This window comes from Sphingomonas jatrophae, from assembly GCF_900113315.1.
GTDB lineage: Bacteria > Pseudomonadota > Alphaproteobacteria > Sphingomonadales > Sphingomonadaceae > Sphingomonas_P > Sphingomonas_P jatrophae.
In genome coordinates, this window is sequence record NZ_FOZG01000003.1 from 715292 (window position 1) to 730622 (window position 15331).

At 71.2% G+C, this 15331-nt stretch carries 12 protein-coding genes; 7 read left to right on the forward strand and 5 right to left on the reverse strand.

Annotated features, from left to right (window positions below; genetic code table 11):
- Positions 1 to 27: 27 nt before the first annotated feature.
- Positions 28 to 606: a TetR/AcrR family transcriptional regulator gene (locus BM360_RS18900; protein WP_242653572.1), complete on the reverse strand. Its 579-nt coding sequence runs from the start codon at positions 604 to 606 to the stop codon at positions 28 to 30.
- Between the two features lie 145 nt (positions 607 to 751).
- Here BM360_RS18900 and BM360_RS18905 point away from each other — a divergent pair, with 145 nt between their 5' ends.
- The 3 genes from BM360_RS18905 to BM360_RS18915 are packed head-to-tail and all read left to right on the forward strand — an operon-like array spanning position 752 to position 4876.
- Entirely contained in the window at positions 752 to 2146 is a 1395-nt protein-coding gene (locus BM360_RS18905; protein WP_242653573.1) for an efflux transporter outer membrane subunit, read from the forward strand.
- Between the two features lie 22 nt (positions 2147 to 2168).
- On the forward strand, positions 2169 to 3326 hold the full coding sequence (locus tag BM360_RS18910; protein WP_093317489.1) for an efflux RND transporter periplasmic adaptor subunit: 1158 nt from the start codon (positions 2169 to 2171) through the stop codon (positions 3324 to 3326).
- An 8-nt stretch (positions 3327 to 3334) separates the two neighbouring features.
- A complete protein-coding gene (locus BM360_RS18915; RefSeq protein WP_093317279.1) occupies positions 3335 to 4876 on the forward strand; it encodes a DHA2 family efflux MFS transporter permease subunit in 1542 nt (513 codons plus the stop codon).
- Here BM360_RS18915 and BM360_RS18920 read toward each other — a convergent pair.
- The gene (locus tag BM360_RS18920; RefSeq protein WP_093317281.1) at positions 4873 to 6231 is read right to left on the reverse strand and encodes a cation:proton antiporter; all 1359 of its coding nucleotides are present in this window, start codon (positions 6229 to 6231) and stop codon (positions 4873 to 4875) included. The genes BM360_RS18915 and BM360_RS18920 overlap by 4 nt on opposite strands.
- A gap of 196 nt (positions 6232 to 6427) precedes the next feature.
- Between BM360_RS18920 and BM360_RS18925 the strand changes: the two genes are divergently transcribed.
- The 4 genes from BM360_RS18925 (at position 6428) to BM360_RS18940 (ending at position 9533) form a co-directional block, all read left to right on the forward strand.
- The gene (locus BM360_RS18925) at positions 6428 to 7129 is read left to right on the forward strand and encodes a PepSY-associated TM helix domain-containing protein (RefSeq protein WP_093317284.1); all 702 of its coding nucleotides are present in this window, start codon (positions 6428 to 6430) and stop codon (positions 7127 to 7129) included.
- Between the two features lie 9 nt (positions 7130 to 7138).
- Positions 7139 to 7636: a DUF2271 domain-containing protein gene (locus tag BM360_RS18930; protein WP_093317287.1), complete on the forward strand. Its 498-nt coding sequence runs from the start codon at positions 7139 to 7141 to the stop codon at positions 7634 to 7636.
- A gap of 14 nt (positions 7637 to 7650) precedes the next feature.
- Positions 7651 to 8535, forward strand: a complete 885-nt coding sequence (locus BM360_RS18935; protein WP_093317289.1) for a DUF4198 domain-containing protein — start codon at positions 7651 to 7653, stop codon at positions 8533 to 8535.
- A gap of 122 nt (positions 8536 to 8657) precedes the next feature.
- Entirely contained in the window at positions 8658 to 9533 is an 876-nt protein-coding gene (locus tag BM360_RS18940; RefSeq protein ID WP_093317494.1) for an FAD:protein FMN transferase, read from the forward strand.
- On the opposite strand, the gene cobT is transcribed toward BM360_RS18940, so the two are convergent.
- The 3 genes from cobT to BM360_RS18955 form a co-directional block, all read right to left on the reverse strand.
- Entirely contained in the window at positions 9530 to 10546 is a 1017-nt protein-coding gene (gene cobT / locus BM360_RS18945; RefSeq protein WP_093317292.1) for a nicotinate-nucleotide--dimethylbenzimidazole phosphoribosyltransferase, read from the reverse strand. The two genes, BM360_RS18940 and cobT, sit on opposite strands and share 4 nt — an antisense overlap.
- Positions 10547 to 10577: 31 nt before the next feature.
- Positions 10578 to 13070, reverse strand: a complete 2493-nt coding sequence (locus tag BM360_RS18950) for a pectate lyase family protein (protein WP_093317295.1) — start codon at positions 13068 to 13070, stop codon at positions 10578 to 10580.
- Positions 13071 to 13212: 142 nt separating this feature from the next.
- On the reverse strand, positions 13213 to 15306 hold the full coding sequence (locus tag BM360_RS18955) for a GumC family protein (RefSeq protein ID WP_093317297.1): 2094 nt from the start codon (positions 15304 to 15306) through the stop codon (positions 13213 to 13215).
- Positions 15307 to 15331: the final 25 nt, after the last annotated feature.

Below are 15331 nucleotides of genomic sequence, written 5' to 3' on the forward strand. Positions count from 1 at the left end.
CCGCACGATCGCCCGCCAGCGCACGGTTCAGGCGACGGCGGGGGCCTGCCGCTCCAACCCCGGCGCGATCAGGGCGACGGCATGATCGATCTGCCGCTCGATCTCCTCGGGCGTCAGCGACGGCGCGAGGCCGCAGATGACGCGCATGTGCAGCTCGCCCTTGGTCATGGCGAGGAACTGCTGCGCGGTGAGCAGCGGATCGGAACAAGCGATCACGCCGCGGGCGTCGAGCGCCGCGAGCCGGGCGGCCAGCTGGCGCTGCACCCGCTCCGGCCCCTGCGCGAAGAAGATGCGCGCGATTTCGGGAAAGCGCACGCTTTCCGCCATGACGACGCGGTGGAGCGCCAGGGCATCGGGCTGGAAGATCACCTCCAGCATCCGCCGCCCGATGGTGCGCAGCAGATCGCGCACGTCGCCCGTCGGCGGATCGGGATCGTAGAGCGTGGCGAGGATGGTCGCGCATTTCCGCTCCATCACCGCCTCGAACAGGGCCTCCTTGGAGGGAAAGTATTTGTAGAGCGTCGCCTTGGAGCCGCCGAGCCGCGCCGCGATGGACGACATCGACGCCGCGGCGAAGCCTTCCGCCACGAACAGGTCGCGGGCCACATCGAGGATGTGCTCACGCCGGCACTCGGGTGCGGATCGGGCGAGGCGCGTGCTAGTGACCATCCCGTACACATAGCGCTTGACGGCCCGACGGCAAGCGGTGCAGGGGCGAATAGTGACCTTCCCGTACAGTAAATCGACTCGGGTGCTGCCCCTTGCCGTCGCCGCGCTGATGGGCGGCTGCGCGGCGGTGCCCGATCTCGGCCCGACGCCCACCCCCGCGACCCCCGCGCGGTTCGCCACGACGCAGAGCCTTGCCGGCCCGGTGGCCGCGTGGCCGGAGGATCGCTGGTGGCAGTCGCTCGGCGATCCGCAGCTGGCGCAGCTGGTCGAGGAGGCGCTGGTCGCGTCGCCCGATCTCGCCTCCGCCGACGCGCGGCTGCGGCGGGCGCAGGGTCTGGCCGAACAGGCGGGCGCGGCACGGCTGCCGACGCTTTCCGCCACCGCCACGCCGGAGCTGGCCAAGCAGAGCTACAATAACGGCATTCCGGCGCAGTTCGTGCCCAAGGGCTGGAACGATTATGGCCGCGCCACGATCGATCTGCGCTACGAACTCGACTTCTTCGGGCGCAACCGTGCCGCCTTCCGCGCCGCCACGTCCGAGCGGCAGGCGGCCGAGGTGGAGGCGCGCGCCGCGCGGCTGGCCGTCGCCGCATCGGTGGCGGAGGCCTATGCCGACCTCGCCCGCCTGTTCGCCGAGCGCGACGCCGCCGAGGCAACGCTGCGCGTGCGCGGTGAGACGGCGTCCTTGGTGCGCCGCCGCGTCGAGAACGGGCTGGATACGCGCGGCGAGCAGAGCCAGGCGGAGGCGGGCGTCCGCGCGGCGCGCGCGCAGCTGGCCGCAGGCGACGAGGCGATCGCGCTGACCCGCAACCGCCTGGCCGCGCTGCTGGGAGCGGGCCCTGACCGCGGCCTCGCAATCGCGCGCCCGCCGCGCATCGCGCCGCGGGCGGACGGGCTGCCGCCGTCGCTGGCGCTCGATCTGGTCGGCCGGCGGGCGGACATCGTCGCCGCGCGGCTGCGGGCGGAGGCGGCGGCGCAGCGGATCAAGGTGGCGCGGGCGAACTTTTATCCGAACGTCAACCTCGCGGCGCTGATCGGCGTCCAGTCGCTCGGGCTCGACAATATCGTGCGCTCCGGATCGACCATCGGCAGCGTCGCGCCGGCGATCAGCCTGCCCATCTTCCAGGGCGGGCGGCTGTCCGGCCAGTATCGCGAGGCGCGCGGCGACTATGACGCGGCGGTGGCCCTCTACGACCAGACGCTGACGCGCGCGCTGAACGAGGTGGCGGATGCCGCCGCCAGCCGCCGCGCGCTAGCGACGCGGCTGGCGGAGACGCGGGCGGCGGTGGCCGCATCCGAGGACGCCTATCGCATCGCCCGGCAGCGTTACGAAGGCGGCCTCTCCACCTTCCTCAACGTGCTGTCGGCGGAAGATGCGCTGACCCAGAATCGCCGCCTGCTGGCCGAGCTGGATGCGCGCGCCCTCGCCCTCGACGTCCAGCTCATCCGCGCGCTGGGCGGCGGCTTCGCTGCCTGATGCGCCGATACGGAAGCCCGATATGCCCGATGCCGAACCCCATGCCCCCGCAGGCCCAACCGTGAGCGACGACACGCCCCCACCCGTCCAGCCGAACAAGCGCAAGCGGCTGTTCCTGATCTTCGCCGCGGTGATCGCGGTGGCGGCGCTGGCCTATGGCCTGCACCGGCTGATCGTGGGCGACCGCTGGGTGTCGACGGACAATGCCTATGTGAATGCCGAGGTGGCGCAGATCACGCCGCTGGTGGCCGGCGCGGTGACCGCGGTGCGGGTGAGCGATACGCAGGCGGTCCGCCGCGGGCAGGTGCTGGTCGAGATCGACCCGGCGGACGCGCGCATCGCGGTCGCGCAGGCGGAGGCGCAGCTGGCCCAGGCCGAGCGGCGCGTGCGGCAGACGCTCGCCACCGGCAGCGCGCTCGGCGCGCAGGTGACGGGGCGGCAGGCGGACATTGCACGCGCCCGCGCGCGGATCATCACCGCACAGGCCGATTTCGAGCGGGCGCAGATCGACCTCAGGCGGCGGCAGGCGCTGGCGAGCGGCGGCGCGGTGTCGGGCGAGGAGCTGACGCAGGCGCGCAACGCCTTTGCCGCGGCGCAGGCGGGGCTGGGCGTCGCGCGGGCCGATCTGGCGCAGGCCAATGCGACGCGGGGGGCAGCCGAGGGCGAGCGGGCGGCGAACGACGCGCTGGTGCGCGGCACCACCGTCGCGACCAATCCCGACGTGCTGGCGGCCCGCGCGCGGCTGGATCAGGCGCGGCTGGACCTTGCCCGTACGGTGATCCGCGCGCCGTTCGACGGCGTGGTCGCGCGGCGGCAGGTGCAGGTGGGCCAGCGCGTCGCGCCCGGCGCGGCGCTGATGAGCGTCGTGCCGGTGACGCAGGTCTATGTCGATGCGAATTACAAGGAAGTGCAGCTGGCGGACGTTCGCCCCGGCCAGCCGGTGGAGCTGACCTCCGACCTCTACGGCGATGACGTGATGTTCCACGGCCGGGTCGCCGGCTTCTCAGGCGGCACCGGCGCGGCCTTTGCCGTCATCCCGGCGCAGAATGCCAGCGGCAACTGGATCAAGGTGGTGCAGCGGCTGCCGGTGCGCGTGACGCTCGACCCGCGCGAGCTGGCGGCGCATCCGCTCCGCCTCGGCCTGTCGATGGAAGCGACCATCGACACCAAGCCGCGCTGAGCCGAACCATGGCCGGCCCTTCCGCCCCCGCAATCCCCGGCCCCCCGCCGCTGAAAGGGCTTAAGCTGGCGCTGGCCGGCTTCGCCATCGGGCTCGCCAACTTCGTCGTGGTGCTGGACATCACGATCGCCAACGTATCGGTGCCGCACATCTCCGGCAGCCTCGCCGTCGCGCCCAGCCAGGGCACGTGGGTGATCACCTCCTATGCGGTCGCCGAGGCGATCAGCGTGCCGCTGACGGGCTGGCTGGCGGGCCGCTTCGGCGCGGTGCGGCTGTTCATGGCGGCTTTGTTCGGCTTCGGCTGCTTCTCCTTCCTGTGCGGCTTCGCGCCGAACCTCCAGACGCTGCTGCTCTGCCGGATCTGCCAGGGCCTGTGCGGCGGGCCGATCATGCCGATGGCGCAGACGATGATGCTGCGCATCTTCCCGCGCGAGAAAGCGGCGCAGGCGCTCGGCATGTGGAGCATGACGATCGTGCTGGGGCCGATCGCCGGACCGATCCTGGGCGGCCTGATCTCCGACAACTGGTCGTGGCCATGGATCTTCTTCATCAACCTGCCGGTGGTGGCGCTGAGCCTGACCGTCGCGTGGCGTATGCTGCGCCCCTATGAGACGCCGACCGTCAAGAACCCGATCGACTATGTCGGCCTGATCCTGCTGGTCGTATGGGTCGGCGCGTTCCAGATCATGATCGACAAGGGGCGCGAGGAGGACTGGTTCGCCAGCACGCTGATCTGGCAGCTGGCGATCGTCGCCGCGATCGGCTTCGTCGCCTTCCTGATCTGGGAGCTGACCGACGAGCATCCGGTGGTGGATCTGAGCGTGATGCGCCACCGCGGCTTCACCGTCGGCATGTTCGTCGCCGCGATCAGCTTCGGCGCCTATTTCGCGACGGTGGTGCTGGTGCCGCTCTTCCTCCAGCTGAACCTCGGCTACACCGCGACCTATGCCGGCTATGCGACGGCGGTGACGGGTTTCTTCGCGCTGATCCTGTCCCCGGTCGCGGCGGCGCTGCTGAGCAAGCTGGATGCGCGGCTGATGATCTCGGGCGGGCTGCTGTGGCTCAGCTTCGTGACGTGGATGCGCACCGGCTGGACGAGCGACATCAGCTTCTTCTGGGCCGCGCTGCCGCAGTTCGCGCAAGGAATGGGGATGCCGTTCTTCTTTGTCGCCTCCACCTCGCTCGCGCTCGGCGCGGTGCTGCCGCAGGAGACGGCGTCGGCGGCGGGGCTGATGAACTTCCTGCGGACGCTCTGCGCCGCGATCGGCACCTCGCTGGCGACGACCTTTTGGGACCGCGACGCCAGCTCCGCGCGGGAATCGCTGGTCGGCACGCTCAACGATCCCGGCTCGCTGACGCGGGGCGCGGAGGCGGGCGGCCTGTCACCCGCGCAGGCGACGGGCGTGCTCGACCGGCTGGTCCAGTCGGAGGCGGTGACGCTGGCGACCAACCATGTCGTGTCGGTCTGCGCGGTGCTGTTCCTGTGCACCGCGACGCTGGTCTGGCTGGCGCCAAAGCCCAAGCGCGCGGGGCCGAGCGCGGCGCACTAAGCGCCGGCGCGGGCGGGCGTTGTGGCGGGGTCGTCCCGCGCCTTGTCCTCGTCGTCCGTCTGCCCCTCATCCTCCGGGTGGACGATGGCGTGATCGGCGTCGGGATCGCGCCCATGCAGGCGATCCACGGTGCGCATGATGGGCGTGACCGTCAGCCCGTGCAGCAGGATCGACAGGAGCACGACCAGCCCGACGATCGCCCAGACGCGCGCCTCGTCGGCAATCTCCATCCGCGTCGCGGCGAAAGCCATGTAATAGAAGGAGCCGACGCCGCGAATGCCGAAGAAGGCGAGCGTCAGCTTCTCGCTGCGGGTCGCCTTCAACCCGATCATGCCGAGCAGGCCGGTAGCGGGGCGCACCACCAGGAGGATCAGCAACGCCGCCGCCCATTCGCGCCAGCCGACCGGCGCAAGCAGCCCGGTGAGAAGCGCACCGCCGAACAGCAGCAGCAGGCACATCATCACCAGCCGTTCCACCTGCTCGGTGAAATCGTGCATGTCGCGCTGGAAATCGTGATTGCGGTGGGCCGCCCGCAGCGTCAGTGCGCAGATGAACACCGCAACGAAGCCATAGACGTGGAGCAGCTCGCCCACGCCATAGGTGAAGAAGGTGGCGGCCAGCGCGATGAGACCATCGCCGGTCTGCGCGATGCGCGTTTCGGCGGGCATGTGGAAGGTGAGCCAGCCGGTGGCGCGGCCGATCAGCCAGCCGACCGCGACGCCGCCGATGCCCTTCCACAATATGTCGAGCGCGAACCAATGCGTGACCCACTCGGTTTCGAACGACCCGGAGGCAGCGGCGAGCGCGATGGCGAAATAGACGAAGGGGAAGGCGAGCCCGTCGTTCAGTCCGGCCTCCGAGGTAAGGCCGAAGCGAACCTCATCCTCCTCCCCCGTCTTGGGCGGGCCGACCTGCACGTCGGAGGCTAGCACCGGATCGGTCGGTGCCAGCGCCGCACCAAGCAGCAGCGCGGTGGCGGCGGGCAGCGCCAGCAGCGCGCCGCCGACCCAGGCGATGGCGAAGATGGACAGCGGCATGGTGACCGCCAGCAAGCGCCACGTTACCCGCCACTCGCGCCAGTCGAACGAGCGATCGAGCTTCAGCCCGGCCCCCATCAAGGCGATGATGACCACCACCTCGGTCATGTGCTCGGTGAATTTGGGGAAGATCATCGGCGAGGGCGTGAAAGGGATGCCGGGCAGCGCGAACAGGCCGAGACCCAGGCCGATGCAGCAGATGGGCAGCGACAAGGGCAGCCGCCGCAGCGCCAGCGGCAACCATGCAACCAGCGCGACCAGCACGCCGAAGCCCGTCATGGCGAGAATGTAAGGCTCGGGCGAGGCGAGGTTCGGCATCGCCCCACAACAACCGGCCGACGCCCTCGTTCAATTATTCCCAACTGACTGAAACCCAAGCAGGAAGTAATTCGCGGCCGCCCGCATCGTCTTTCCGATCAGCCGCCTTAGTTTCACCTCTCCAGCCAAGTGGAAGCCACGGGACGGCACCTCCGGCGCGCGCCTTTGACGATTATTCGCCTTCCCCAACCTGCGAATGCCTCGCATTATCTTGTCGGAGGCGAAACGCTGGCTTAGGGGGCGTACCGTGACTCAGGCCTCCTCCCCCCAGCGCCGCCCGGCAAACAAGCGCAAGGCATGGCGGAGCGCCTATCTGAAGCAGCTGCACACCTGGCATTGGGTGAGCGCCGCCGCGTCGCTGGTCGGCATGATGCTGTTCGCGCTGACGGGCATCACGCTGAACCATGCCGCCTCGATCAGCGCCACGCCGGTGGTCGCCGAGAAAGCGGGGCAGCTGCCCGCACCGCTTTTGGGGCAGATCGCGCAGACGCCCTCGGCCGCCGCGCCGCTGCCGCCTGCGGTGGCGCGCGCCGTCGCACAGGCGGTGGGCCTCGATCCGGGCGGGCGCGCGGCGGAATGGTCGGACGGCGAGGTCTATGTCGCGCTGCCGCGGCCGGGCGGCGACGGCTGGGTCAGCATCGACCGGGCGAGCGGCAGGATCACCTCGGAGACGACCGACCGCGGCTGGATCTCCTACCTGAACGACCTCCACAAGGGCCGGAATGCGGGCGACGCCTGGTTCTGGTTCATCGACATCTTTGCCGCGGCATGCGTGATCTTCACGCTGACCGGCCTGCTGCTGCTCCAGCTCCATGCGCGCCACCGGCCGTCCACCTGGCCGCTCGTCGCGCTCGGGCTGGTGGTGCCGGCGCTGATCGCCATCCTGTTCATCCACTGAGGAGATCCAATGCGCTCGACCTCCCTCCTGCTGCCCGCCGTCCTGACCGGGGCGGGCGCGCTGGCCACGCCTGCCGCGGCGGCCGGCACGATCAGCGTCACCATCCCGCGGCTCAGCGTCGCGGAATATCACCGGCCCTATGTGGCGGTTTGGCTGGAGCCCGCCGGCGGCGGCGCGGCGCGGACGCTGGCGGTGTGGTATGACGTCAAGAAGGGCGGCAACGAGCCGGGCACCAAGTGGCTGGCGGACCTGCGCACCTGGTGGCGCAAGGGCGGCCGCAGCCTGAAGCTGCCGGCGGACGGGGTGAGCGGCGCGACCCGTGCGCCCGGCACGCACCAGATCCCGATGCCCGCCGGCATCGCGCCCGGCCAATATGTGCTGAACGTCGAGGCAGCGCGCGAGACCGGCGGGCGCGAGCTCGTCTCCGTGCCCGTTTCCGTGCCTGCCGCCGCCGCCCGCGCCACGGGCAAGGGCGAGCTGGGCGCTATCACCCTGTCCGCCCGCTGAAGGGAGCTTCCGCAATGACCCGCCTGCCCCGCCTGCTTGCCGCCGCCGCGCTGGCCGCCCTTGCCACCGCCGCGCCCGCGCACCGCCAGTGGCTGCTGCCATCCGGCACCGTCTTCTCCGGCACCGACAGCTGGGTGACGGTGGACAGCGCCGTGTCCAACGACCTGTTCTATGCCGATCACCAGCCCGGCCGGCTCGAAGGCATCAAGGTGTGGCAGCCCGACGGCACGCCCGGCCAGATCCAGAATGGCAGCACCGGCCGCTACCGCTCCGTCTTCGACGTGAAGCTGGACAAGCCCGGCACGTGGAAGATCGGCAGCGAGATGTCGAACGTGATGGGCAGCTTCAAGGTGGATGGCGTCGAGAAGCGCATCGGCCGGCGCGGGCCGCCGCCGGGCGGCATGGCGCGGCCGGGTGGCCCGGGCGCACCCGCCGATGCGCCCGCCACGCCGCCCGCGCCGCCGCTGACGGTGGCGGACATCCCGGCCAACGCCACCGACGTGAAGCTGACCGAGGTGATCGGCCGAAACGAGATCTTCGTCACGACGGGCGAGCCGACGCAGACCGTGTTCAAGCCGACCGGCAAGGGCCTGGAGCTCAGCCCCATCACGCATCCGGACGAGCTGGTCGCGGGCGAGGCGACGCGCTTCCGCTTCCTCGTCGACGGCAAGCCCGCGGCGAACCTGAAGGTGACGGTGGTGCCCGGCGGCAAGCGCTACCGCGATGCCGAGGGCGCGATGGAGCTGACCACCGGCGCCGACGGCGTGCTGAGCGTCACCTGGCCGAATGCGGGCATGTACTGGCTGAACGCGACGACGACGGACGCCAATTCCTCGATGCCGCGCGTCACCCAGCGGCGGCTGAGCTACACCACCACGGTCGAGGTGATGACGCCCTGAGCCCCGAGCGGGTGAGCGACACGGCGGGCGACGTCCGCATCGCGCTGCCGCCGCACATCGACGCCGCCGCCGTCGCCGCGCGCGACGCGGCGGCGCGGGTGGAGCGACTGGCGGGCGTGACGATGGGGACGAGCTGGTCCGTCCGCTTCGCCCTCCCGCGCGGCGGCGATGCGGCGGCGCTGGGCCGGGCGATCGAGGCGCGGCTGGACGGCATCGTCGCGGAGATGAGCCACTGGGCGGCGGAGTCGCTGCTGTCGCGCTTCAACCGTGCGCCCGCGGGCATGTGGATGGCACTGCCTGCGGATTTCGCCTGGGTGATGGCGCGCGGGCTCGCCATTGCGGCGGCGAGCGGCGGTGCGTTCGATCCCGCCATCGGCCAATTGACCGACCTATGGGGCTTCGGCCCGCACGGGGCGCGGCCGACGCCGCTCGGGGCGGAAGTGGCGGCGGCGCGCACGCTCTCGGGCTGGCAACAGCTCGCCTGGGACGGGGCGGCGCGGCGACTGCGCCAGGCAGGCGGCGTCGCGCTCGATCTGTCGGGGATCGCCAAAGGCTTCGCGGTGGACGCGGTCGCCGCGCTGCTGACCGAGCGCGGCATCGGCCATGCGCTGGTCGAGATTGGCGGCGAACTGGTCGGCCGCGGCGTGCGGCCGGACGGCGAGCCGTGGTGGGTCGATCTGGAAACACCGCCAGGCCTGACGCTGGCGCCGATCCGGATCGCGCTGCACGAGCTCGCCGTCGCGACCTCCGGCGATTATCGCCGCGGCGCGCATACGCTGGATCCGCGGACCGGACGGCCGGCGCTGAACGGGGTCGTCTCGGTCAGCGTCCTCCACGCGCAGGCGCTGGATGCGGATGCGTGGGCGACCGCGATCGCCGTGCTGGGCGCGGAGGAGGGCATGGCGCTGGCGGTGCGCGAGCGGCTGGCGGCGCGGGTCGTGATGGCGGACGGCACGGAGCACCTGTCCCCCCTGCTCACCGCCATGCTCGCGGATTAGGCGGCGGCGACGCCCGCTTCGGCAAAGGTCGCCATCTCGTCATGCGTGGCGAGCGCGGCGCGGATCACGCCCACCGCCAGCGCCGCGCCGCTGCCCTCGCCCAGCCGCATGTCGAGCGCGAGGAGCGGCCTGAGGCCGAGGCGATCGAGCAGGCGGCGGTGGCCGGGCTCGGCCGAGACATGGCCGGCGAGCAGGTGATCGACGATGCCCGGCACCGCCCGAGCGAGCGGCGCAACCGCGGCGGTGCCGATGAAGCCGTCGATCACCACGGGCACGCGGGCGTGACGCGCCGCCAGCAGCGCGCCCGCCATCGCGGCGATTTCGCGCCCGCCGAGCCGGCGCAGGATCTCGAACGGCGTGTCCAGCGCACCGGCATGGGCGGCGAGCGCCGCGTCCACCGCCCCGACCTTGCGCGCGATGCCGGCGGGATCGACGCCAGTGCCGGGGCCGACCCAGTCGGCCGCACTGCCGCCGAAGCTGGCGGCGGCGAGCGCGGCGGCGGCGGTGGTGTTGCCGATGCCCATTTCGCCCAGCACGAGCAGATCGGCATCGCCCACCGCCTGCGCACCGGCATCGAGCGCGGCGAGGCAGTCCGCCTCGTCCATCGCCGGACCTTGGGTGAAATCCGCGGTCGGCCGATCGAGCTCGAGCGGGACGACCGACAGCGCGAGCCCGGCGGCGCGGGCGAGCGCGTTGATCGCGGCACCGCCGCCTGCGAAGTTGGCGACCATCTGCGCGGTCACCTCGACGGGAAAGGCGCTGACGCCGCGGGCGGCGACGCCGTGATTGCCCGCGAAGACGACGGCGCGGCCGCGCGCGATCCGCGGTCGCTCGGCGCCGTGCCAGCCGGCGAGGAACAGGGCGATCTCCTCCAGCCGGCCGAGCGAACCCGCTGGCTTGGTGAGTTGCGCCTGCCGCGCCGCCGCCGCCTCGCGCGCGGCGAGGTCGGGGCCGGGCAGCGCGGCGAGCGCGGCATCGAAGGCGGCACGGGAGGAGAAGCGGAGGCTGGTCATGCGCGCCCGCTAGCAGAGCGCGCTGCCCCCGTCAGCCGAGCATGCCGCCGTGGAACAGGGCGTCGTTCAGCCCGGCATACATCAGCGTGATCGCGCCATCGATGACGTGATCGGCATTGCTGTCGGTGAACAGCCACACGTCCCGCGCGCCGCCGACGGCGACCATGTCCTCCCCCGCCGCGATCAAACCCTTGGCGAAGTCGAGCGCGGGCGCGAACGTCTTGAAGCCTTGGTCGAAGAAGGGGATGGCGCTGAAGTCGAGCGTGAGGCCGTCGAGCGAGAGGGTGTCGCCAAGCTCGAAATCGTTGATCACGTCGTTGGTGGCGGTGCCGGTGAAGCCGCTGTCGCCGCTGAAGAAGACGAAGTGGTCGCGCCCCGCCCCGCCGAACAGCGAGTCCGCGCCCGTGCCGCCGACCAGCGTGTCGTCGCCCTCATTGCCTTCCAGCCGATCGTTGCCGGCGCCGCCGACGACGAGGTCGTTGCCCGCCATGCCGCGGAGCTGATCGGCGCCGTCATGGCCGAACAGGCGGTTGGCCAGCTCGTTGCCGGTCAGCTTATTGTCGAGATCGTTGCCGGAAAGCTGCGTGGCGTTACCCTTCAGCGAGCCATTCTCGACAAAGGCGCCCAGCCGGTAATCGGCATAGGCGACGACCTGATCGACACCACCCGTCGCGGTCTCGGCGGTCGCCTGCGCGGAAGAGCGGATCGTGTAGGTGTCGGCCGCGGCACTTGCCTTGAGCGCGGGCAGCGCCGCGGTGGGCGTGGCGGCGACGAGCGTGTCGGCGAAGGCGGACGGCAGAGGCGCTGGCGCCGCCACCTTCACCGCCGCGGCCGGCGCAGGCGCCGCGACGATCGCCGGAGCGCTCGCGACGGTGGCGCCCGGCCCCTTCAGGTCGGCCAGCGTGACGTGCGCGGATTCGATCACCGCGATCAGCGCCTTGGCCGTGCCGGCGCCCGCACCATCTGCATCGATCGAGATGTAGCTGCTGCCATTCGCATAGGCGATCTCCACCCGGTCGGCGAGCGGACGGGTGTCGCCCTTGAACGTGGCGAGCGCGGCGGTCAGGTCGAGCTTGGCGGTGCCGCCGGGGACGAAGCCGGTCACGTCGACCGGACCGGCACCACCCGGCATCTGGATGACGAGGCCCTTGGCACCGTTGACGACAGGGCCGAGCTTCGGACTGCCGAGATCGAAGCCGGTGATCAGGCCGTTGATATATTCCTCGAGGTTGGTGAAGCCGTCGCGGTCCCGATCGCCCTTGTCGTCGGCGGTCAGCTTGGCGAAGCCGTAGAGATCCTCGAACCAGTCGGGCATGCCGTCGCGGTCGCTGTCCGTCGCGCCGACGGTGAGCGTGCGGGCCACCTTGGTGGCGAGCTGCGCGGGGGAATCGATGATGCCGCCCGTGCCCCTCGCCGCCTCATCGACGATGCGACGGTCGATCGCGTCGCGGCCGGCCCCGTTCACCGCGCCCGCATTGGCGAGCACGCTGGCGGCGACATCGCGCGTCGCGAGGATGCTGGTCAGGCTGTTCAGCGCGGCCGAGCCGGTGACCTTCGCCTGCGGGCCGCTGGCGCTGTAATAGCTCCAGACGGTCGCCTGATCCTGGGCGAAGCTGCCGCCGCTCTCCGCGGTCAGCACGTTGCCGGCGATGGCGATGCGGCTGTCGACGGCCATGTTCTCGACATTGACCGGGTTGCTGCGGATGCCCGCCTTGTTCGCGGCCGACGTGGAGGGGCCGGCGGTGATGACGTTGTTGACGATGGCGATGTCGGTCAGCAGCGTGCCGTTGTTGCCGCCGCCGACGCTGATCGCGGCATGGCCGAGGCCGTAATTGTAGATGTAGTTGTTGACCACCTCGACATTCTGGCCGGCGCGGATCTCGGGATTGCGCTGGGCATTGTCGGAGAAGAGGTTGCCGACGATGGTGATGTTCCTGTCGTCGCCCGCCGCGCCGCCCCAGTTGGAAACGGTCATCCCCTTGCTGTGCGCGCCTTTGGCGTGAAGGCTGTTCTGCAGCCCTTCGGCGATGATGTTGGACGACACGGTGATGCCGTTCACCCGGCCGTTGATGTCGAGATTGGTGTCGGTCGCCCACGAAAAGCTGTTGTGATCGACGATGACGTTGTTGACCTCGAAATCGGTGGTGCCGATCATCAGGCCGTCGCGGTCGCTCGGGTCCATGCCGACGGCGCCGTCGCCGGGGCGGAAATGGATGCCGCGGACGATCACCTCGTCCGCCTTCACGCGGATGCGCGAGCCTTCCAGCGTGATGCCCTCGCCCGGCGCGGTCTGGCCGGCGATGGTGACATTGCCCTGCTCGACCAGGATCTGCGTCTTCAGCGTGATCGTGCCGCCGACGTCGAACACGACGGTGCGCGGCCCCTGCACCCCCTCAAGCGCCCAGCGCAGCGAGCCTGCACCGGAATCCGCCAGGGTCGTGACGTGGACGACCTGACCGCCGCGCCCACCGACCGTTTCCGCACCATACCCAACCGCACCAACGAACGCCAACTGACCCGTCACGACCCTGCCTCCAAATTGCGGCGGCCGGATGGTGGGAGCAGCGGTAATGGCGGGTAACGCGTTTAGGTAAAAATCCGTTTGAAGTCCGATAATTAGTCCGAAATGGAGGAATAACGCAGCGCAGGCCAGTGCAAGCCGGCGCTCAAGCCGGCGCACCGTAATAGTCCTTGTAGCTGCGGTAATAGAAAGTCGGGTCGCCATAGCCGAAGCGGGCGAGTGCCTTCAGGTCGACACGGGTCAGCGTGACACCGGCGATCGGCGCGCCCGTGCGCCCGATCATGCCGAGCGCCGCCGCCACGGCCCGCCGCGCGGTGCTGCGCCAGCGGCAGACGAGCAGCACGGAATCAGCATAGCCGACGATCAGGCGGGTATCGACGATCGGCAGCACCGGCGCGCAATCGAGCAGGACGAGATCGTAGCTGTCGCGCACCGCCGCCAGCAGCGTGGCGAAGGCGGGCAGGCCGAACAGATCGACCTGATCGGCCTGCACCGGCGATGCGGGCAGCAGATCGACGCCGGGCACCGGCCCCGCGGCCAGCACGCCGCGCCAGGCCGCGCCGCCGACGAGCACCTCGTGCAATCCCTGTTCCGCACCGCTGGCGGCCGCCCGCGTCACGCCGCGGCGGCGCTGGTCGCAATCGATCAGCAGCACGCGGCGCCCGCCGAAGGCGGCGGCGGTGGCGAGGCAGAGCACGGCCGTGGTCTTGCCTTCCTTCGGCAGCGCGGAGGTGACCGCCACGACGCGGTTCGGCCGCCCGTCCACCGGCCGGTCGAGCGCGCCCACCAGGCTCTTGTGCATCTCGGCAAAGGCGCTGGTGGGATCGGCGATCATCGCGGCGAGGATGGCCGCGGTGTCGGCCCGCCCGACCGACAGGCCGGCGGAGCCGGCGGTGGGGAGCGACGGCAGGCCCTCCACATCCAGCTCCTCCTCCACCTGCGCGGCGGTGCTAAAGTGCGATTCGAACAGGATCACGCTGGTCGAGATGGCGATGCCGGCGGCAAGGCCGGCGAGCAGCCCGAACAGCACGTTGCGCAGGGTGGACGGCTTGTACGGCCGCTCGGGCACCGTGCCCGCGGCGATCAGCTCCGCCTTGGACTGCTCAGTGCCGAGCTGCGTCAGCGTCTGCTGGTAGCGCTGGAGATAGGTCTCGTAGGTGGAGCGGAGCGCCGCGGCCTGCCGCTCGAGGTCGGCCAGCCGGGTGGCGGCGCGGCTGTTGCTCGCCAGCCCGGCCGCATTCGCCCCCGCGCTCGTCTCCAGCGAGCGGCGCAGGTTCGTGGCGGCCGCGGCGCGCGCCTCCAGCTCGTCGATGCGCTGCCCCTGCGTGGCGGCGATGCCGGCGCGGGCACGCTGCGTCTCCGCCTCGACCGCCTGGTTGATCTCGGCGAGGCGGCGCGCGGCGGCGATGTAGCGGGGATGGCTGGGGCCGAACTGCCCCTGCGCCGCACTCATCTCCTGCATCGCGCCCGCCTGCTGCGCGCGGAGCGTGCCGAGCGACGCCTGCGCGTTCGCCAGATCGAGCGGCACGCCGGCGCTGCGGGCGGCGGCCAGCTCCGCCAGCGCGGCCCGCTCCGCCGCGCGGCCGGCGGCGAGACGATCGCTGATGTTGGCGGAGGTCTGCTCGGCCAGCGTGGTGCCGTTGACGCTGAGGAGGTTGTTGCCGACACGGAACTGCTGCACCGCAGCCTCCGCCCGGCGGACCTGCCCGGCCATGTCCGCCACGCGTGCGCGCAGCAGTCGGTTCGCGTCCAGCGTGGTGCGGCGCTTCCGCTCGCGCTCCAGCGTCATGTATGCCTCGGCGGTGCGGTTGGCGAGTTGGGCGGCGCGCTGGGGCGAGCGGGACTCGACCTTGATGTCGATGAGCTCGGTTTCCCCCACGCGGCTGATCGACAGCGCCTCGGCGAAGCGGCGGACCGACTGGTCGAAGCTGTCGCCGCCGAATTCCGGATCGGACTGGAGCCTGGCATCGCGCACCACGCGCGCGGCGACGGCGCTGGATTCGAGGACCTGCACCTCGGTGTCGACCGCGGAGGGATCGCGCTGGCCCTGCCGCTCGACCACGTCGGGATCGGAGGTGATCGGGCGCACCTGCGCCTCGACGATCACGCGGGCGGTGGATTGATAGATGCGCGGTGAGGCGAGGCTGACGATCAGGCCGATCAGCCCGAGACCGATCATGCCGATGGCGACGATCGGCAGCGCCCGGCGGAAGATCGCGAAAATCTGCTCAAACGTCACCGGTCATCCTTCCGCAGGGTCATCA